This is a genomic window from Micromonospora inositola (assembly GCF_900090285.1).
In the GTDB taxonomy this organism is placed as follows: Bacteria; Actinomycetota; Actinomycetes; order Mycobacteriales; family Micromonosporaceae; genus Micromonospora; species Micromonospora inositola.
Window position 1 is genome coordinate 2,043,183 of record NZ_LT607754.1, and the last position, 14,446, is coordinate 2,057,628.

A 14,446-nucleotide genomic window follows, 5' to 3' on the forward strand; every position below is an offset into this window, starting at 1 on the left:
GACCCGTCGGTTCAGCGGTTCCAGTCCTGCTTCGCCGCGCGGACCAGCTTGTCCTTCAGCTCCCGGGTGTGCCGGCGGCTCACCGGCAGCTCCGTTCCGTCGATCACCACCACGTAGCCGGAGTTGACCAGGCGCAGCTCGGCGATCAGCTTCAACTGCACCAGGTACGACCGGTGGATCCGGACGAATCCCGCGTCCGCCCAGCGCTCGGCGAGGGTCGCCAGCGACACCCGGACCAGGTGCGAGCCGTCCGCGGTGTGCAGCCGGGCGTAGTCGCCCTGCGCCTCCACCCAGCGCACCGCCGAGCGGGGCAGCATCCTGGTCGTCCCGGCCAGCTCGATCGGGATGGTCGGGTCCTCCTCCGCCCGCGCGAGGGCCGCCGGATGCGACGGGACCACCCGCGAGCCGATCACCCGGCGCAGCGACTCGGCCAGCCGCTCGGCGCGGACCGGCTTGCGGACGTAGTCGGTGGCGCCCAGGTCGAAGGCGTCCACGGCGCCGTCGTCGTACGCGGTGACGAAGACGATCGCCGGGGGCCGGGCGAACCGGCGCAGCACCCGGGCCAGCTCCATCCCGTCCAGGCCGGGCATCCGGATGTCCAGGAAGACCACGTCCACATCGCCGTCCCGGAGCACGCGCAGCGCCTCGGTGGCGTCGCCCGCCGTGTGTAGCCGGGCCACCCGAGGGTCGGCCCGCAGGTGGTACGCCAACTCGTCCAGCGCCGGTGGCTCGTCGTCGACCGCCAGCACCCGGAGAAATCCGGACCCGTTCACTCCGCTGATCCGGTCGGTTCGCTCGCTGCGCTCGCTCACGAGGTCGCCCGTACGCCGGGGCGGAACTTCGGCACCCGCATGCTCACCTTCGTACCCGAGCCGAGGCCGGTCTCGACGACCAGGCCGAACCGGTCCCCGAAGGCCGACCGGAGCCGCTCGTCGACGTTGGAGAGGCCGACGTGCTGGCCCGGGTCGTCGGTCGGGTCGCTGCCGGCGCCGGCCAGCTCGGCGATGCCGGCGGTCAGCGTCGTCGGATCCATCCCCACTCCGTCGTCCTCCACCGTGATGTGGCATTCCGCGCCCGCGTCCCGGGCCTCGATGCTCACCATGCCGGTGCCCGGCTTGCGGGACAACCCGTGCCGGACCGCGTTCTCCACCAGCGGCTGGAGGCAGAGGAACGGCAGGGTCACCGGCAGCACCTCCGGGGCGATCTGCAACCGCACCTGGAGCCGGTCGCCGAACCGGGCCCGCTCGATGGTCAGGTAGCGGTCGATCGAGCGCAACTCCTCGGCCAGGGTGGTGAACTCGCCGTGCGCCCGGAACGAGTAGCGGGTGAACTCGGCGAACTCCAGGATCAGCTCCCGGGCCCGCTCCGGGTCGGTCCGGACGAACGAGCCGATCGCGGTCAGCGCGTTGTAGATGAAGTGCGGGCTGATCTGGGCGCGCAGCGCGCGTACCTCGGCCCGGGCCAGCCGCTCCCGGGACGAGTCCAGCTCGGCCAGGGCGAGCTGGTCCCCGGCCCAGTGCGCGGTCTCCAGGGTGGCCTGCACCAGCCCGGGCGCCGGCTGGCCGTCGGCGATCGCGACCAGCGCCCCGACCACCCGGCCGTCCGCGCTCAGCGGGGCCACCACCGCGCCGCGTACCGGGCAGTCCACCAGGTCGCAGTGCAGCTCAGACTCGCGCAAAACCGTCGAGCGCCCGGCCGCCGCCGCCCGCCGGGCCGCCGCGAGCAGCTGGTCGCCGTGGTGCGCGCCGCGCCCGTCGAGGGCGAGCAGCGCCTCCCGGTCCGTCAGGGCCAGCCCGGCCGCGCCCACCAGGGCCCGCAGATGACGTACGGCCTTCGCCGCGCCCGCCGCGCTCAGCCCCGCGCGCAGCGGCTCGGCGGCCAGCCCGGCGGTGTGCAGCACCTCGTACGTGGCCCGCTGGGTCGCCGTGGCGATGCCCCGCCGGGCGCGCAGCCGCAGCACCGCCCAGAGCGCCGCGGCCAGCGCGGTGACCAGCGAGACGACGCCGAACCCGGCGGAAAGGTTGCCACCCACGCAGCGATCCTGACGGGTGGCGGCCGTTACGCCAAGGGGTCAGTACGCGCCCTTGCGGGCGAGCACCACCCCGATGGTCCGCCACAGGATGCTCAGGTCGTACGCCAGCGACCAGTTGTCGACGTAGTAGAGGTCGAGCCGGACCGCCTCGTCCCAGGACAGGTCGGAGCGGCCGGAGACCTGCCACAGCCCGGTAATGCCCGGCCGGACCAGCAGCCGGCGGCGCACGTCACCGAGGAAGTCGCCGTCGTCGGCGGGGAGCGGGCGCGGCCCGACCAGGGACATTTCGCCCCGGAGCACGTTGATCAGCTGCGGCAGCTCGTCCAGCGAGGAGGCGCGCAGGAAACGGCCCACCGGGAAGACCCGGGGGTCCTGCTTCATCTTGAACAGCATGCCGTCGGTCTCGTTCTGGTCGACCAGGCCGGCCAGCCGCTCCTCGGCGTCGACGTACATGGTGCGGAACTTCCAGACCCGGAAGGTCCGCCCCTCGTGGCCGACCCGGGGCTGGCGGAAGAAGACCGGCCCGCGGTCGGAGATCCGGATGGCGATCGCGATCGCGGCGAAGAGCGGCGCCAGCAGCAGCAGGCCCAACCCGGCGGCGACCCGGTCCAGCAGGTTCTTGACCAGCAGCGCCGGGCCCGACAGGGTCGGCTCCTCGACGTGCAGCAGCGGCAGGCCCTCGATCGGGCGGATGTGCACCCGGGGGCCGGCGATGTCGGTGAGCTGGGGCGCGACCACCAGGTCGACCCCGGAGCCCTCCAGCTGCCAGGCCAGCCGGCGCAGCTCGCCCGGCTCGGCGCTGGCCGAGCCGCAGACCGCGATGGTGTCCCCGCCGACCTCGCGGACCAGGGCCAGCACGTCCCGGCCGGCGTAGACCGGCACCGGGGTCTCGATGCCCCGGGCGGCGGCGTACCCGTCGGTGAGGTGGATGGCCACCGGCACCAGGCCGGCGCCCGGGTTGCGGGTGACCGCGGTGTAGACCTCCAGGCACTCCGGCAGGGTGCCGACGAGCACCATCCGGTGCCCGGCCTGACCGGCCCGGCTGCGCACCGCGTGCAGCACGAACCGGGCCACGAACCGGGCCAGCAGGATCAGCAGCAGGGCGCCGAGCAGGGCGAACCCGACCGACCACCGGGACAGCAGGGTCCTCGTGGCGAAGGCGATGAAGGAGACCGTCGCGGCCACCGCCACCCCGGCCCGGATCACCCGCTTGAACTCGTCCGGCCCGAGGCCGAGGTACCGCCGGTCGTAGGCCCGGTTGCCCCACAGGGTGATCAACCAACCGAGCGGGAGCAGCAGGAACGCCACCGTGTAGAACCAGGACTCCTTGGCGTCCTGGAAGCCCGAGGCGGCCTGGTCGAAGGTCTGGACGGCGATCCAACTGGCCAGCGCCGCCGCCCCGAAGTCGAGCAGCAGCAGCAGCGCGATGTAGGGGCGGTGCCAGCGGGAGACGCGGCGGCGGGCACGGGCCCACGCCGACCGGGGTACGCCGTTGTGCGACGGCGGAGTCGGCGGCTGGATCTCGAAGCTGTCGACGTGCCGCACGCTCTTGCTCCGGCCTGTGTTGGTTACCGGGCGCTGGAGGCTTGCCGTCACCTCAACCCATGTCCTCCCGCATGACACGCGCCCTCACTCGCCGTGAGGGCCCGGGTCGCCCACCGTTCCAGTCTCCCACGCGGGCTCCGGGTCGGACGGCGACCCGAAGGACAACCCGCCCGGTGGTGCCAGCTAGGGATCCGGCCGGCTCCGCACCAGTTTCGAAGCCGGGGACCGAGCCACTATACCGATGGATGGCGGCCCCGGTAGAGCCGCCGACCGGGAGGTTCGACGCGGTCGGGTCGATTCCTCTCCGTAATCGGATGGTGTCGTTACTCACCGTACGAGCCGGGACAACCGACGGTCAGCGAGCGGCTTGCCGCCGGTCTGGCAGGTGGGGCAGTACTGGAGGCTGGAGTCGGCGAAGGAGACCTCCCGCACGGTGTCCCCGCAGACCGGACATGGCAGCCCGGCCCGGGCGTGCACCTTCAGACCGGAGCGCTTCTCGCCCTTCAGCTCGGCGGCCCGCTGGCCCATCGAGCGACCGACCGCGTCGCCGAGCACCGTCCGGGTCGCCGCGTGCAGGGTGGCCAGCTGGTCGTCGGTCAACCGGTCGGTGATCGCGAACGGCGACAGCTTCGCGGCGTGCAGGATCTCGTCCGAGTACGCGTTGCCGACCCCGGCCAGCACCGACTGGTCGGTCAGCACCCCTTTCACCTGGCCCCGCCGGCTGCGCAGACGCTCGGCGAAGGTGGCCAGGTCGGCGCGGAGCGCGTCCGGACCGAGCTTCGCCACCCCGGGCACCTGCGCCGGGTCGGTCACCAGGTACGCAGCCAGCTTCTTCTGGGTGCCCGCCTCGGTCAGATCGAAGCCGGAGCCGTCGTCGAGGCGTACCCGCAGGGCGATCGGGCCCTTGCCGGGGCGCAGCGGCGCGGTGGACGGAAACGCCTCCCGGTAGTGCAGCCAGCCCGCCCGGGCCAGGTGCACCACCAGGTGCAGGCCGCCGTCGAAGATCACGTCGAGGAACTTGCCGTGCCGGCCGGCGTCGACCACCGTCCGGCCGGCGACCGCGCTCGGCACCGGGTCGTACGTCTTCAGGGCGCTGATGGCGGCGACCTCGACCCGGTCGACCCGCCGCCCCACCGCACGCTCGCGCAGGTATCCGGCGAGCGCTTCCACCTCCGGGAGTTCGGGCATCACACAACGGTAGCCTTCTTTGGCGTGAGCGCGAGGAATGAGCTTGCGAGTCCCAGCCGCGAGCGCGGGGAGTGAGCTTGCGAGCCCCGCAGTCGCGAGCAGAGGCCGGCACGGCCGCGAACGAAAGGCAAGCTCCGTGAGAATCGTGGTGGCGCACAACCGGTATCGGGAAGCCCAGCCCTCCGGCGAGAACGTCATCGTCGACGCGGAGATCGCCCAGCTCACCGCGGCCGGGGTGGAGGTGCTGCCGTTCATCCGCAGCTCCGACGAGATCCCGACGATGCCGAGGACGGCGAAGGCGCTGCTGCCGATCTCGCCGATCTACGCCCCGAAGGCCCAGCAGGAGCTGAGCCGCCTGCTCGCCGAGCACCGGCCGGACGTGCTGCACCTGCACAACCCGTACCCGCTGCTCTCGCCCTGGGTGGTGCGGACCGCGCACAAACACGGCGTGCCCGTGGTGCAGACGGTGCACAACTACCGGCAGGTCTGCTCCTCCGGGCTCTACTTCCGCGACGGAGTGATCTGCCAGGACTGCCGGGGCCGGGCGCTGGGCGTGCCGGCCATCGTGCACCGCTGCTACCGGGGGTCGCGGGCGCAGAGCGCGCTGATGGCCACCACGCTCGCCGTGCACCGCCCGACCTGGAAGTCGGTCGACCGGTTCATCGCGCTCACCACGGCGGTCGCCGACCATCTCCGCGACTACGGCATCCCGGACGAGCGGATCGTGGTCAAGCCGAACGCGATCCCCGACCCGGGCCCGCCCGCGCCGCTCGGGGAGGGCTTCCTTTTCCTCGGTCGGCTCGCTCCGGAGAAGGGCCTCGATCTGCTGCTGGAGGCGTGGCGTCGGCACCCGGACGGGACGCTCGGCCCGCTGCGGATCGCCGGGGACGGTGAGCTGCGCCCGCTGGTCGAGGCGGCGGCCGCCGAACGCGCCGACGTCACCTTCCTCGGCCCGCTGGACCGCGCCGGGGTACGGGCCGCGCTGGACGCCAGCGCGGTGGTGCTGGCCACCTCCACCTGGCACGACGTGCTGCCCACCGTGATCATCGAGGCGCTGGCCAGCGGCCGGCCGGTGCTCGGCACCGCGCTCGGCGGCATCCCGTACCTGGTCGGCGCGGACACCCCCCGTGAGCCGGCCGGCACCGGCCCGGCCGCCGTCGCCTCCGCCGTACCCGGGAACGGCCCGGTCGCCCCGCCGGTGGGGATCGAGGCGGGCGAGGCCGGCTGGGTGGTGGCCCCGGAGCCGGCCGCGCTGGCCGCCGCCCTGCCCGTGGCGCGGGCCGGCGCCGCCGCGCTGGCTCCCGCGGCCCGCGCCCGCTACGAGCGCACCTTCCACCCTGACGTGGTCACGAAGCAGCTCATCGACATCTACGCGGGGGCGGCCGGCACCTCGCGCCCCGCCTGACCCGTGCGGGTCAGCGGAGGGAGGCGCGGGCGGAGAAGGCGATGCTGGCCAGCAGGAAGCCGCCGTTGACGATGGTGAAGGCCACGATCAGCCAGAGCGTCAGGGTGGGGGCGAAGGTCAGCACCAGGCCGGCCAGGAAGATCACCGCGCCGTAGTCGCGGACCAGCTTCACCAGGCGTACGGGCAGCGACGTCGAGGTGACCATGCTGGCGGCGTTCGGGCCGGCCTGCATCACCGAGGTGACCAGGTTGACCATCCAGGTGCCGACGAAGACCGCCAGCAGCCAGGTCGGCGTCGACGGGCGCTGCGCCACGGCGGTCGCCCCGAGGGCGGTGACCAGCGCGATCTGGGCGGCCACGTCGCAGAGCACGTCCACCCGGGCGCCGGCTGCGGTGCCCTGCCCGGACACCCGGGCGAGCTGCCCGTCCGCGCAGTCCAGGGCGTACGCGACCTGCCAGCCGACCAGCGCGACCAGCCCTACCACCCAGGCCGGCAGGTCCCCGTGGGCGACCCGACCCGCGAGGAGCACCACGATCGCCGAGGTGCCCAGGCCCAGCACCAGGTTCGAGAGGGTCAGCGTCGTCGGCCGCAGTCGCAGTCGATGCGCGGCGGCGGCGATGGCGGCACCCAGCCACTGGCTCACCGACTCGCTGAAGACGCCGCCGCCGCGGTTCCTGCGATGGAAGTCGGCGACGGTGGGGCGGTCCGCCTCAGCCAAGGTGATGGCGAAGTTCATCGGCGTAATCTCCTAGCCGCCGACGGGTCTCGTCCGGCGAGAGCGAGAGGTGTTCGAGGATGGTGTAGCGGTCCGGCCGGGTTGCCGGGGCGAACTGCACCGCCTCCACGAACTGGTCGTCGGTCAGCCCCACGTCGGCGGGAAGCCGGGGCAGGTTGTGCCGGGCCAGGCAGGCCGACATCTCCGCGAAGCGACGGTGGTCGCCGCGCAGGAAGGTGCAGAAGAGCGCGCCGAGCCCGGCCAGCTCGCCGTGCGAGGAGGTGCCCGGGAAGAGCGCGTCGACCGCGTGCATGATCTCGTGGCAGCCGCCGCTGGCCGGGCGGCTGGTGCCGCAGACCGCCATCGCCAGCCCGCTGGAGATCAGCGCCTCGGCCAGCACGGTGACGAACGCGTCGTCGGTCATGTCGCCCCGGTGGGCGAGCACCGCCTCGGCGCCCATCCGGGCCAGCGAGGCGGCCAGCCCGTCGACCGGCTCGCCGCGGACCTGCCGGGCCAGCTCCCAGTCGGCCAGCGCGCTGATGTTGCTCACCGCGTCGCCGATGCCCGCGCGGTTGCGCCGCTCCGGCCCGGCCGCCACGAAATCCAGGTCGACGATCACCGCGATCGGGATGTGCACCCCGTAGGAGCCCTTGATCCCGTCGGTGATCAGGCTGGCGACCGGGGAGGCGATGCCGTCGTTGGCCAGGCTGGTCGCCACGGTCACCATCGGCAGCCCACGTCGGGTGGCCGCGTACTTCGCCACGTCGATGGTCTTGCCGCCGCCGATCCCGACCACCGCGTCGTACGAGCGGGCGCGCAGCTTCGCGCCGAGGTCGTCGGCGGCGTCCAGGGTGCCGCCGGCGACGGTGAACACGTCCGCGGCACGCAGCGACGGCCGGATCAGCTCGGCGATCTGCTCGCCCTGCCCAGGCCCGACCACCACCGCCACGTCGCCCCCGGCGGAGATCCGCCCGTCGACGAGGATCGCCGCCAGGTCCGCCACCGCGCCGCGCCGCACGTCGATGTGCAGCGGGGTGAGGATCGTCCGGGCTAGTAGCGGCACGCGATCTCCCGCGCCCGGGCCAGGTCGGCGTGGTTGTCGACCTCGACCCAGGAGACGTCGCCGATCGGCGCCGCGCGCACCTCGCCGCCCCGGTCGGCGAACTCCTGGTAGCCGTCCTCGTAGTAGAGGTTCGGGTCGCGCCGCCAGGTCGCCTCCAGGGCGTCGGCGAGCGCGTCGGCCACCTGCGGCTCGATCAGCGTCGCGCCGATGTACTCCCCGTACGCCTCGCCCGGGTCCATCAGCTTGGTGATCCGGGTGAGCTGGCCGGCGGCGTCGAAGGTGGTCTTCATCTCCTCCTCGGCCAGCACCTTGATGTTGTCGATGGCCAGCAGGATGCCCGGGCCGCGCTCGGCCAGCAGGGTCTTCTCCACGCTCACCGGGTGCACCGTGTCGCCGTTGACCAGCAGCACGCCCCGGGTGAAGTGCTCCCGGGCCAGCCAGAGCGAGTAGGCGTTGTTCCACTCCTCGGCCCTGTCGTTGTGCACCAGCGTGATCGTCACGCCGTACCTCTGCTCCAGGGCGGCCTGCCGCTGGACGACCGCGTCCGCCGCGTAGCCGACCACGATCACCACCTCGGTCAGCCCGACCTCGGCGAGGTTGTGCAGCGCGATGTCCAGGATGGTGGTCTCACCGTCCACCGGCACCAACGCCTTGGGCAGGGTGTCGGTGTACGGGCGCAGTCGGCGCCCCGCACCGGCCGCCAGCACCATCCCGATCATGCCAACGCCCTCCCACGATTGACGCACGGTCATCGTGGAGGATAGCGCCACCTTCCCGAAGCGCCACGGCCAACCGGCGTTACCCGGTTGTTCAGCCGGGTAACGCCGCGAGGTCCGCTATCATCGCCAACCGCTCCTCCGCGCTCAGCACCAGGTACGGCCCGGCGGCCCGGCGGTCGGTCTCCAGCTCGATCGCCAGCCGCTCCGCCCCCGGCGGCAGCTCCGCGATGCTCGCCGCGGTGTGCCCCGCCGCGGTCCACGCCGCCGCGTGCGCGTCCGCCCGGTGGTACCGCAGCGCGCCCAGGCGGTTGAGCAGCAGCACCCCCGGTGGGGTGCCCTCCGGCTCATACGGCGGGGCCATCGCGCCGAAGGCCGAGCCCGCTGCCGCCGGGTCCGCATCCGCCAGCACCAGCGCGTACGCGAGCAGCCGGCCGAGCGCCGCCACCAGGCGATCCACCCGGTCGTCGTGGCCGGCCCAGAGCTCCTCGGTCACCTCGGCGTGCACCTGGTAGATCTCGGCGAGGAAGGCGAGCCCGCGTTCCGTGGCGCACAAGCCGCCGTCCGGGGCCCGGTGCAGCATTCCGTGGGCGACCTGCTTGTCGAGCGCCCGGCGGCAGGTGGCCGGATCCCGGTAGCGGGTCACCGCCGCGAAGCCCGGCCCGTTCACCGTCCCGCCGGGCGCGGCCAGCCGGGTGCGGAACTCGACCAGGAAGCCGGTGGCGGCCGGTCCGCCGTACCGGGAACTGAGCTCCGCGCCGCCGCCGTCGCGGCCGGCGAGCATGCCGGCGACGAAGGCCCGGTCGACCGCCGGGGCGACCAGCCCGGCGAACCGGTGCGGCGGCAGCTCGACGTCGTCGGTCACAGACCGATCGAGTGCAGCGCGGCGAAGCCGTTCTCGGCGATCCGCCGGATCAGCCCGTCGTTGACGTCCCGGTGCTCGTCCAGCAGCGCGATCTCCTCCTCGGCCAGCCAGCGGAACTCGGTGTGCCTGCCGACCTCCAGCCGGGGCCGGGCGAGGTCGCCGTCCACCCGGACCAGGAAGTCGGTCTCCAGCCGATCCCGACCGTCGTCGCCGGACCAGCGGTGCTCCCCGACCTGCCCGAGGACGTGCGAGATGCTCCACCCGGTCTCCTCGGTGACCTCCCGGCGCAGCGCCTCCTCGACGCTCTCACCCGGCTCGACGTGGCCGCCGACGATGTCCCAGCAGTTGGGGAAGATGACCCGGTCCGGGGACCGGCGCTGGATGAAGATGCGGCCGTCGTCGTCCACGATCAGCGCGCCGGCGCAGCGGAGAGGCTCGGTGGGCACCTGACGACAGTAGCGAGCCGGGGCGGTTTCCGTGCTGCCCGGTCTTGTCCCGGTACGCATCGAGGGCCCACCATGTCCGTACCGGTGCCGCCGTCCCATAGGGGTGATGTGTGATGCAGGTTCGGGAAGCGATGTCCAGTGAGGTTCTCGTGGTCGGCCCGGAGCACACGCTCCGCCAGGCGGCCCGGATGATGTCGGCCCGCGGGGTTGGCTCGGCGGTGGTGATCGATCCCGACTCGGAGGGGGTCGGAATCATGACGGAACGTGACGTGCTCAATGCGATCGGCGCGGGATTGGACTGCGACGTCGAACGCACCGCGGCCCACCTGACCTGGGACGTGGTCTACGCCGGCCCGGACTGGACGGTGGAGGAGGCGGCGGCGGCCATGGCCCGCGGCGGCTTCCGGCACCTGGTGGTGCTCGACGGCCGGGAGGTGGCCGGGGTGATCTCGGTCCGCGACCTGATGCGGGTCTGGGCCCGGGAGCACGCCCCGACCCGGGTCTGAGCCGGCGGCCCGGCCCCGACCGGGCGCCGGAGCCGACGCCGGCCCGGGCGTGATGCGCCCGGGCCCTGGACGGCGTCGACCGTGCCGCTGTCCGGCGTGAACCAGCGCCAGTAGCGACTCACCGGGCTTGGCGGACCCGGTCTCGACGGTCAGCTCGTGCGAGGCCCGGTCACCGGCGTCCTTGAGGGCGGCCGGGTCCGCGAAGTCTGATGGGCGACAGCTCGCGAGCCGGTTTCGGTTCTCCGCCGGCCCAGGTGGACGGATCGACTGCCCGCATGTTGAACTTCGCCGGTATGGCGGTCGGAGCGGCGGATCCAGGCCCTAGGCTCGTGCGCATGACCGCCGAGCAGCTGATCTCCTTCGCCCGTGGCGCTCCCTCACTGGACATCGTGGATGTCGAGGGGCTCAAGGCCGCCGCCGTCCGCGCCTTCGACGCCGACCCCGCCGGGATCACGGCGTACGGCACCTCCGTCGGTTACCCGCCCCTGCGGAAGTGGATCGCGGAGAAGCACGGCGTCGAGGTCGACCAGGTGCTGATCACCAACGGCTCGTTGCAGGCCGACGCCTTCCTCTTCGACCACCTGGTGCGGCGCGGCGACGCGGTGGTGGTCGAGCGTCCGACGTACGACCGGACGCTGCTCAACCTGCAGCAGATGGGCGGCGAGATCCACGGTGTGACGATCCAGCCCGACGGTCTCGACACCGCCGAGCTGCGCAAGCTGCTGGAGTCGGGGGTGCGGCCGCGGCTGGCGCACGTGATCCCGAACTACCAGAACCCGGCCGGCGTGACGCTCTCTCTGGAGAAGCGCCGGGAGCTGCTCGACCTGGCCGCCGAGTACGGTTTCACGATCTTCGAGGACGACCCGTACGCGGACATCAGGTTCCGGGGCGAGCCGCTGCCGTCGATGCTCTCGATGGACACCCGCGGCGTGGTGGTGCACGCCTCCAGCTTCACCAAGACGGTCTGCCCGGGGGTGCGGGTCGGCTATCTGGTCGGCCCGGCCGAGCTGATCGCCGCCATCGCCAAGAAGGCCACCACCCTCTACATCTCGCCCGGCATGGTCTCCGAGGCGATCGTGCACCAGTTCTGCGTCTCGGGGGACATCGAGCGCTCGATCGGGAAGGTGTCGGCCGCGCTCGGCGAGCGGGCGGAGGTGCTCGCCGAGTCGCTGCGCCGGCACGTTCCCGAGGCCCGGTTCGTCGAGCCGGACGGCGGCTACTTCCTCTGGGTGGAACTGCCGGAGGACGTCGAGGTGGACCGGTTGGCGCCGGCCGCGGCCGAGCGGGGCGTGGCGGTGGTGAAGGGGAGCGACTTCATGCTCGACGGTGGCCGGCACGCGCTGCGGCTGGCTTTCTCCGCGGTGACCGCGGACCGGATCGACGAGGGCGTGCGCCGGCTGGCGGAGGCGATGGCTGCCGTTCGCGGCTGATTTTCTGTCGGGTTTCCGACAGTTGAACGATACCGGCGGGCTCGGGTCTCGCCCTGGGCCGGCCGGCGGCCCACAATGCTGCGAGCGTCGTTCACCTCTTCGGGTGGTTGGTCCGACGTCCGGGAAGCGGCACCTCCGCCCCGCCCGGGCCGCCGACGCGCGCAGCACAACTCCCGCCCCCGAGGTGCCGGGTGGGCCGTGTCGCCCCTCACCCCCCTGACGCGGCCGGCCCACCCGGCGCCCCCACCCATGGGCCGCCCCCCACCGGTGGGTCGGCGACCACGAGCCGTCGACTGCGGCGCCACGCCGCCCGCCTCGTCGCCGACATGAGGGCGCCCGGCGTCGATCTCCCCGAGCGGGGCCGCGACGATCAAACGTGCCGGCCGGGCCGGTGACGTACATCTCGGCAGGCCGACTGCCCCGCGCCGGTCCGCGCTGCACCCCGCGCCGATCGGCGTAACCTGCAAGCCGCAGCATCGAGGGGAGGGGGCGAGATGACGGACCGGACCGAACGCGACCGACCCGCCGGGCAGGACGGCGGCCGGACGGTCAGGCCGCGTGCCTGGGCCGCGCCGGTACGCGCCATGACCCGCATCCTCAACGCCGACGGCTCCCCCCGTACCGCCGAACCGGCCGGACCTGGCCGCAGCGGGATCGTGGACTGCGGCCTCTACGTCGACGGCGAGCGGCAGCCCGGCGAGTGGGACTACGCCGACGCGCTGGCGGCGGCGCGCCGGGAGCGGCATGGGTTCGTCTGGTTGGGGCTGCACGAGCCCGGACTGGACGAGATGACCGCCATCGCCGCCACCTTCGGGCTGCACGAGCTGGCAGTCGAGGACGCGGTCAAGGCCCAGCAGCGCCCCAAGCTGGAGCGCTTCGGCGAGGTTGCCTTCCTGGTGCTGCGGACCGCCCGCTACTGCGAGCACACGGAGCTGACCGAGAACTCCGAGGTGGTCGAGACCGGCCAGGTGATGCTCTTCATCGGGCCGAACTTCCTGATCAGCGTCCGGCACGGCGACGCCTGCCGGCTCGCCCCGGTCCGGGCCGACCTGGAGGCGAAGCGGGACCTGCTGCGGCACGGGCCGTGGGCGGTCGCGTACGCGATCACCGACCGGGTGGTGGACCTCTACCTGGAGGTGGCCGACCAGCTCGAGGACGACCTGGACGTGCTGGAGGCGGACGTCTTCGACCGGCAGGGCACCGGGCGGATCCAGCGGATCTACCAGATGAAGCGGGAGCTGGTGGAGTTCAAGCGGGCGGTGATGCCGCTGCAGCGTCCGCTGCTCACCCTCACCTCGCAGGTCAACCGAGAGGTGCCGCAGGAGGTGCGGCGCTACTTCCGGGACGTGCAGGACCACCTCAGCCGCACGGTCGAGCAGGTCAACTCCTACGACGACCTGCTCAACTCGATCCTGCAGGCGCGGCTGGCCCAGGTCACCGTCGACCAGAACAACGACATGCGCAAGATCGCCGCGTGGGCCGCGATCGGCGCGGTGTGGACCGCGATCGCCGGCATCTACGGCATGAACTTCAAGTACATGCCCGAGCTGGGGTGGACGTACGGCTATCCGGGTGTCTGGGCGCTGATGCTGGCCGCGTCGTTCACGCTGTACCGCCTGTTCCGCCGCAACGGCTGGCTCTGACCGGGGCCGGCGGCCGGGCACGCGGAAGCGCCGGCCACGCGGGGCTGAACCCCGCACGCCGGCGCTTTCCGTGACCTCGCGGGTCAGCGGCGGCCGCTGGCCTTCGCGCTGGTCTTGCCGTTCTCCATCGCCTTGCTGATGTCGTCGGCCGGCCGGCCGGAGACGTCCCGGGCGCCCTCGGCCACCGAGGGGACCTGGTCGGTCGGCTGGATCACCGGCGGGGGGCCGGGGGTTTTGGTGGTCGAAGCGCTGTCGTCCTTCGCCATCGTCGAGCTGCCGGCGCCGGTCGGCGTGGCGTCGGTCACCTTGGCTCTCGGGTCCGGGGTGTCCACCACGATGGTGTCCACGTCCTCGCGCATCGGGTCCAGCTTGCCGGTCGGGTCGTACTCGGCCCACTCCTGCTGCTCCCGGCGGCGGCGCATGGCCATCGCGCCGGCCAGGCCGGCGACCGTGCCGGCGGCCAGCAGGCCGGTCATCATCCCGCCCCGCGACTTCTTCTGCTTCTTCTTCGCGGCCTTCATGTTCTTCGCCTTCACCTTCTTGCTCACCGCGACCTGCTTGGCGGCGGCCTTCCTGTCGACGATGGCCTTGCCCGCGGACTGGGCTTGCCCGTTGCGCATGGCCAGGACCAGCGGCGCGAGCGCCGCGACCGTCGAGGCGACACCGCTCGACGCCCGGTCCCGCATGACGACCGCGGTGGGCCCGACGGCACCCCGGGCCGCCTGGACCCGCGGGCCGACCGTGGCGCCGGCGCCCTTCGCCGCGTACGTGGCGGCCTGCCTCAGGTGACCGATGCCCTGGTTCAGCTCGGCCTTGGCCAGCTGCCCCTGGGTCTTTCGCCGCCCGATTCCAAACACGGTCCCACCTCCTGGGAGTTGTTCCTTTGTCATCC

14 protein-coding genes are annotated in these 14,446 nt (G+C 73.0%); 4 read left to right on the plus strand and 10 right to left on the minus strand.

Going from position 1 to position 14,446, the window contains the following annotated elements:
* Window positions 1-11 precede the first annotated feature (11 nt).
* The 4 genes from GA0070613_RS09750 to GA0070613_RS09765 form a co-directional block, all read right to left on the minus strand.
* Window positions 12-773 carry a LytR/AlgR family response regulator transcription factor gene (locus GA0070613_RS09750; protein ID WP_089015860.1) on the minus strand — a complete coding sequence of 254 codons (762 nt, stop codon included), beginning with the start codon at window positions 771-773 and terminating at the stop codon, window positions 12-14.
* Between the two features lie 35 nt (window positions 774-808).
* Window positions 809-2,032, minus strand: coding sequence for a sensor histidine kinase (locus GA0070613_RS09755; RefSeq protein ID WP_089011995.1), 1,224 nt, complete (start codon window positions 2,030-2,032; stop codon window positions 809-811).
* Window positions 2,033-2,071: 39 nt separating this feature from the next.
* Window positions 2,072-3,577, minus strand: a complete 1,506-nt coding sequence (locus tag GA0070613_RS09760; protein ID WP_089011996.1) for a sugar transferase — start codon at window positions 3,575-3,577, stop codon at window positions 2,072-2,074.
* 327 nt (window positions 3,578-3,904) lie between these two features.
* A complete protein-coding gene (locus GA0070613_RS09765; protein WP_089011997.1) occupies window positions 3,905-4,765 on the minus strand; it encodes an Fpg/Nei family DNA glycosylase in 861 nt (286 codons plus the stop codon).
* Window positions 4,766-4,901: 136 nt separating this feature from the next.
* On the opposite strand from GA0070613_RS09765, the gene GA0070613_RS09770 reads away from it, so the two are divergent.
* The gene (locus GA0070613_RS09770) at window positions 4,902-6,170 is read left to right on the plus strand and encodes a glycosyltransferase family 4 protein (RefSeq protein WP_089011998.1); all 1,269 of its coding nucleotides are present in this window, start codon (window positions 4,902-4,904) and stop codon (window positions 6,168-6,170) included.
* A 10-nt stretch (window positions 6,171-6,180) separates the two neighbouring features.
* Here GA0070613_RS09770 and GA0070613_RS09775 read toward each other — a convergent pair whose 3' ends face one another.
* The 5 genes from GA0070613_RS09775 to GA0070613_RS09795 all read right to left on the minus strand — a co-directional run bounded on the left by GA0070613_RS09775 (window position 6,181) and on the right by GA0070613_RS09795 (window position 9,975).
* Window positions 6,181-6,906, minus strand: coding sequence for a CDP-alcohol phosphatidyltransferase family protein (locus GA0070613_RS09775; RefSeq protein WP_089011999.1), 726 nt, complete (start codon window positions 6,904-6,906; stop codon window positions 6,181-6,183).
* The gene (locus GA0070613_RS09780) at window positions 6,881-7,948 is read right to left on the minus strand and encodes an iron-containing alcohol dehydrogenase family protein (protein WP_089012000.1); all 1,068 of its coding nucleotides are present in this window, start codon (window positions 7,946-7,948) and stop codon (window positions 6,881-6,883) included. Before GA0070613_RS09780 ends, GA0070613_RS09775 begins: the two co-directional genes overlap by 26 nt.
* Window positions 7,936-8,667 (minus strand): phosphocholine cytidylyltransferase family protein, encoded by a 732-nt coding sequence (locus GA0070613_RS09785; RefSeq protein WP_089012001.1) that lies wholly within the window; start codon window positions 8,665-8,667, stop codon window positions 7,936-7,938. The genes GA0070613_RS09780 and GA0070613_RS09785 overlap by 13 nt, the downstream gene beginning before the upstream one ends.
* Before the next feature lie 91 nt (window positions 8,668-8,758).
* The gene (locus GA0070613_RS09790) at window positions 8,759-9,529 is read right to left on the minus strand and encodes a hypothetical protein (RefSeq protein ID WP_089012002.1); all 771 of its coding nucleotides are present in this window, start codon (window positions 9,527-9,529) and stop codon (window positions 8,759-8,761) included.
* On the minus strand, window positions 9,526-9,975 hold the full coding sequence (locus tag GA0070613_RS09795; protein ID WP_231929729.1) for an NUDIX hydrolase: 450 nt from the start codon (window positions 9,973-9,975) through the stop codon (window positions 9,526-9,528). Before GA0070613_RS09795 ends, GA0070613_RS09790 begins: the two co-directional genes overlap by 4 nt.
* A gap of 113 nt (window positions 9,976-10,088) precedes the next feature.
* On the opposite strand from GA0070613_RS09795, the gene GA0070613_RS09800 reads away from it, so the two are divergent.
* The 3 genes from GA0070613_RS09800 (at window position 10,089) to corA (ending at window position 13,554) form a co-directional block, all read left to right on the plus strand.
* On the plus strand, window positions 10,089-10,481 hold the full coding sequence (locus tag GA0070613_RS09800) for a CBS domain-containing protein (RefSeq protein ID WP_089012004.1): 393 nt from the start codon (window positions 10,089-10,091) through the stop codon (window positions 10,479-10,481).
* Window positions 10,482-10,816: 335 nt separating this feature from the next.
* Complete coding sequence (locus tag GA0070613_RS09805; RefSeq protein ID WP_089012005.1) at window positions 10,817-11,911, plus strand: aminotransferase-like domain-containing protein; 1,095 nt, start codon at window positions 10,817-10,819, stop codon at window positions 11,909-11,911.
* Window positions 11,912-12,405: 494 nt separating this feature from the next.
* Window positions 12,406-13,554: a magnesium/cobalt transporter CorA gene (corA, locus tag GA0070613_RS09810; protein ID WP_089012006.1), complete on the plus strand. Its 1,149-nt coding sequence runs from the start codon at window positions 12,406-12,408 to the stop codon at window positions 13,552-13,554.
* A gap of 83 nt (window positions 13,555-13,637) precedes the next feature.
* Here the strand turns inward: corA and GA0070613_RS09815 are convergent, their stop codons facing one another.
* Window positions 13,638-14,444 (minus strand): hypothetical protein, encoded by an 807-nt coding sequence (locus GA0070613_RS09815; RefSeq protein ID WP_089012007.1) that lies wholly within the window; start codon window positions 14,442-14,444, stop codon window positions 13,638-13,640.
* Window positions 14,445-14,446 lie beyond the last annotated feature (2 nt).

Excerpts from the sequence above, each read along its gene's own strand:
- GA0070613_RS09765 (WP_089011997.1), bottom strand. The coding sequence starts at position 4,765 with ATGCCCGAACTCCCGGAGGTGGAAGCGCTCGCCGGATACCTGCGCGAG.
- GA0070613_RS09775 (WP_089011999.1), bottom strand. The coding sequence starts at position 6,906 with ATGAACTTCGCCATCACCTTGGCTGAGGCGGACCGCCCCACCGTCGCC.
- GA0070613_RS09785 (WP_089012001.1), bottom strand. The coding sequence starts at position 8,667 with ATGATCGGGATGGTGCTGGCGGCCGGTGCGGGGCGCCGACTGCGCCCG.
- GA0070613_RS09800 (WP_089012004.1), top strand. The coding sequence starts at position 10,089 with ATGCAGGTTCGGGAAGCGATGTCCAGTGAGGTTCTCGTGGTCGGCCCG.
- GA0070613_RS09805 (WP_089012005.1), top strand. The coding sequence starts at position 10,817 with ATGACCGCCGAGCAGCTGATCTCCTTCGCCCGTGGCGCTCCCTCACTG.
- corA (WP_089012006.1), top strand. The coding sequence starts at position 12,406 with ATGACGGACCGGACCGAACGCGACCGACCCGCCGGGCAGGACGGCGGC.
- GA0070613_RS09815 (WP_089012007.1), bottom strand. The coding sequence starts at position 14,444 with ATGACAAAGGAACAACTCCCAGGAGGTGGGACCGTGTTTGGAATCGGG.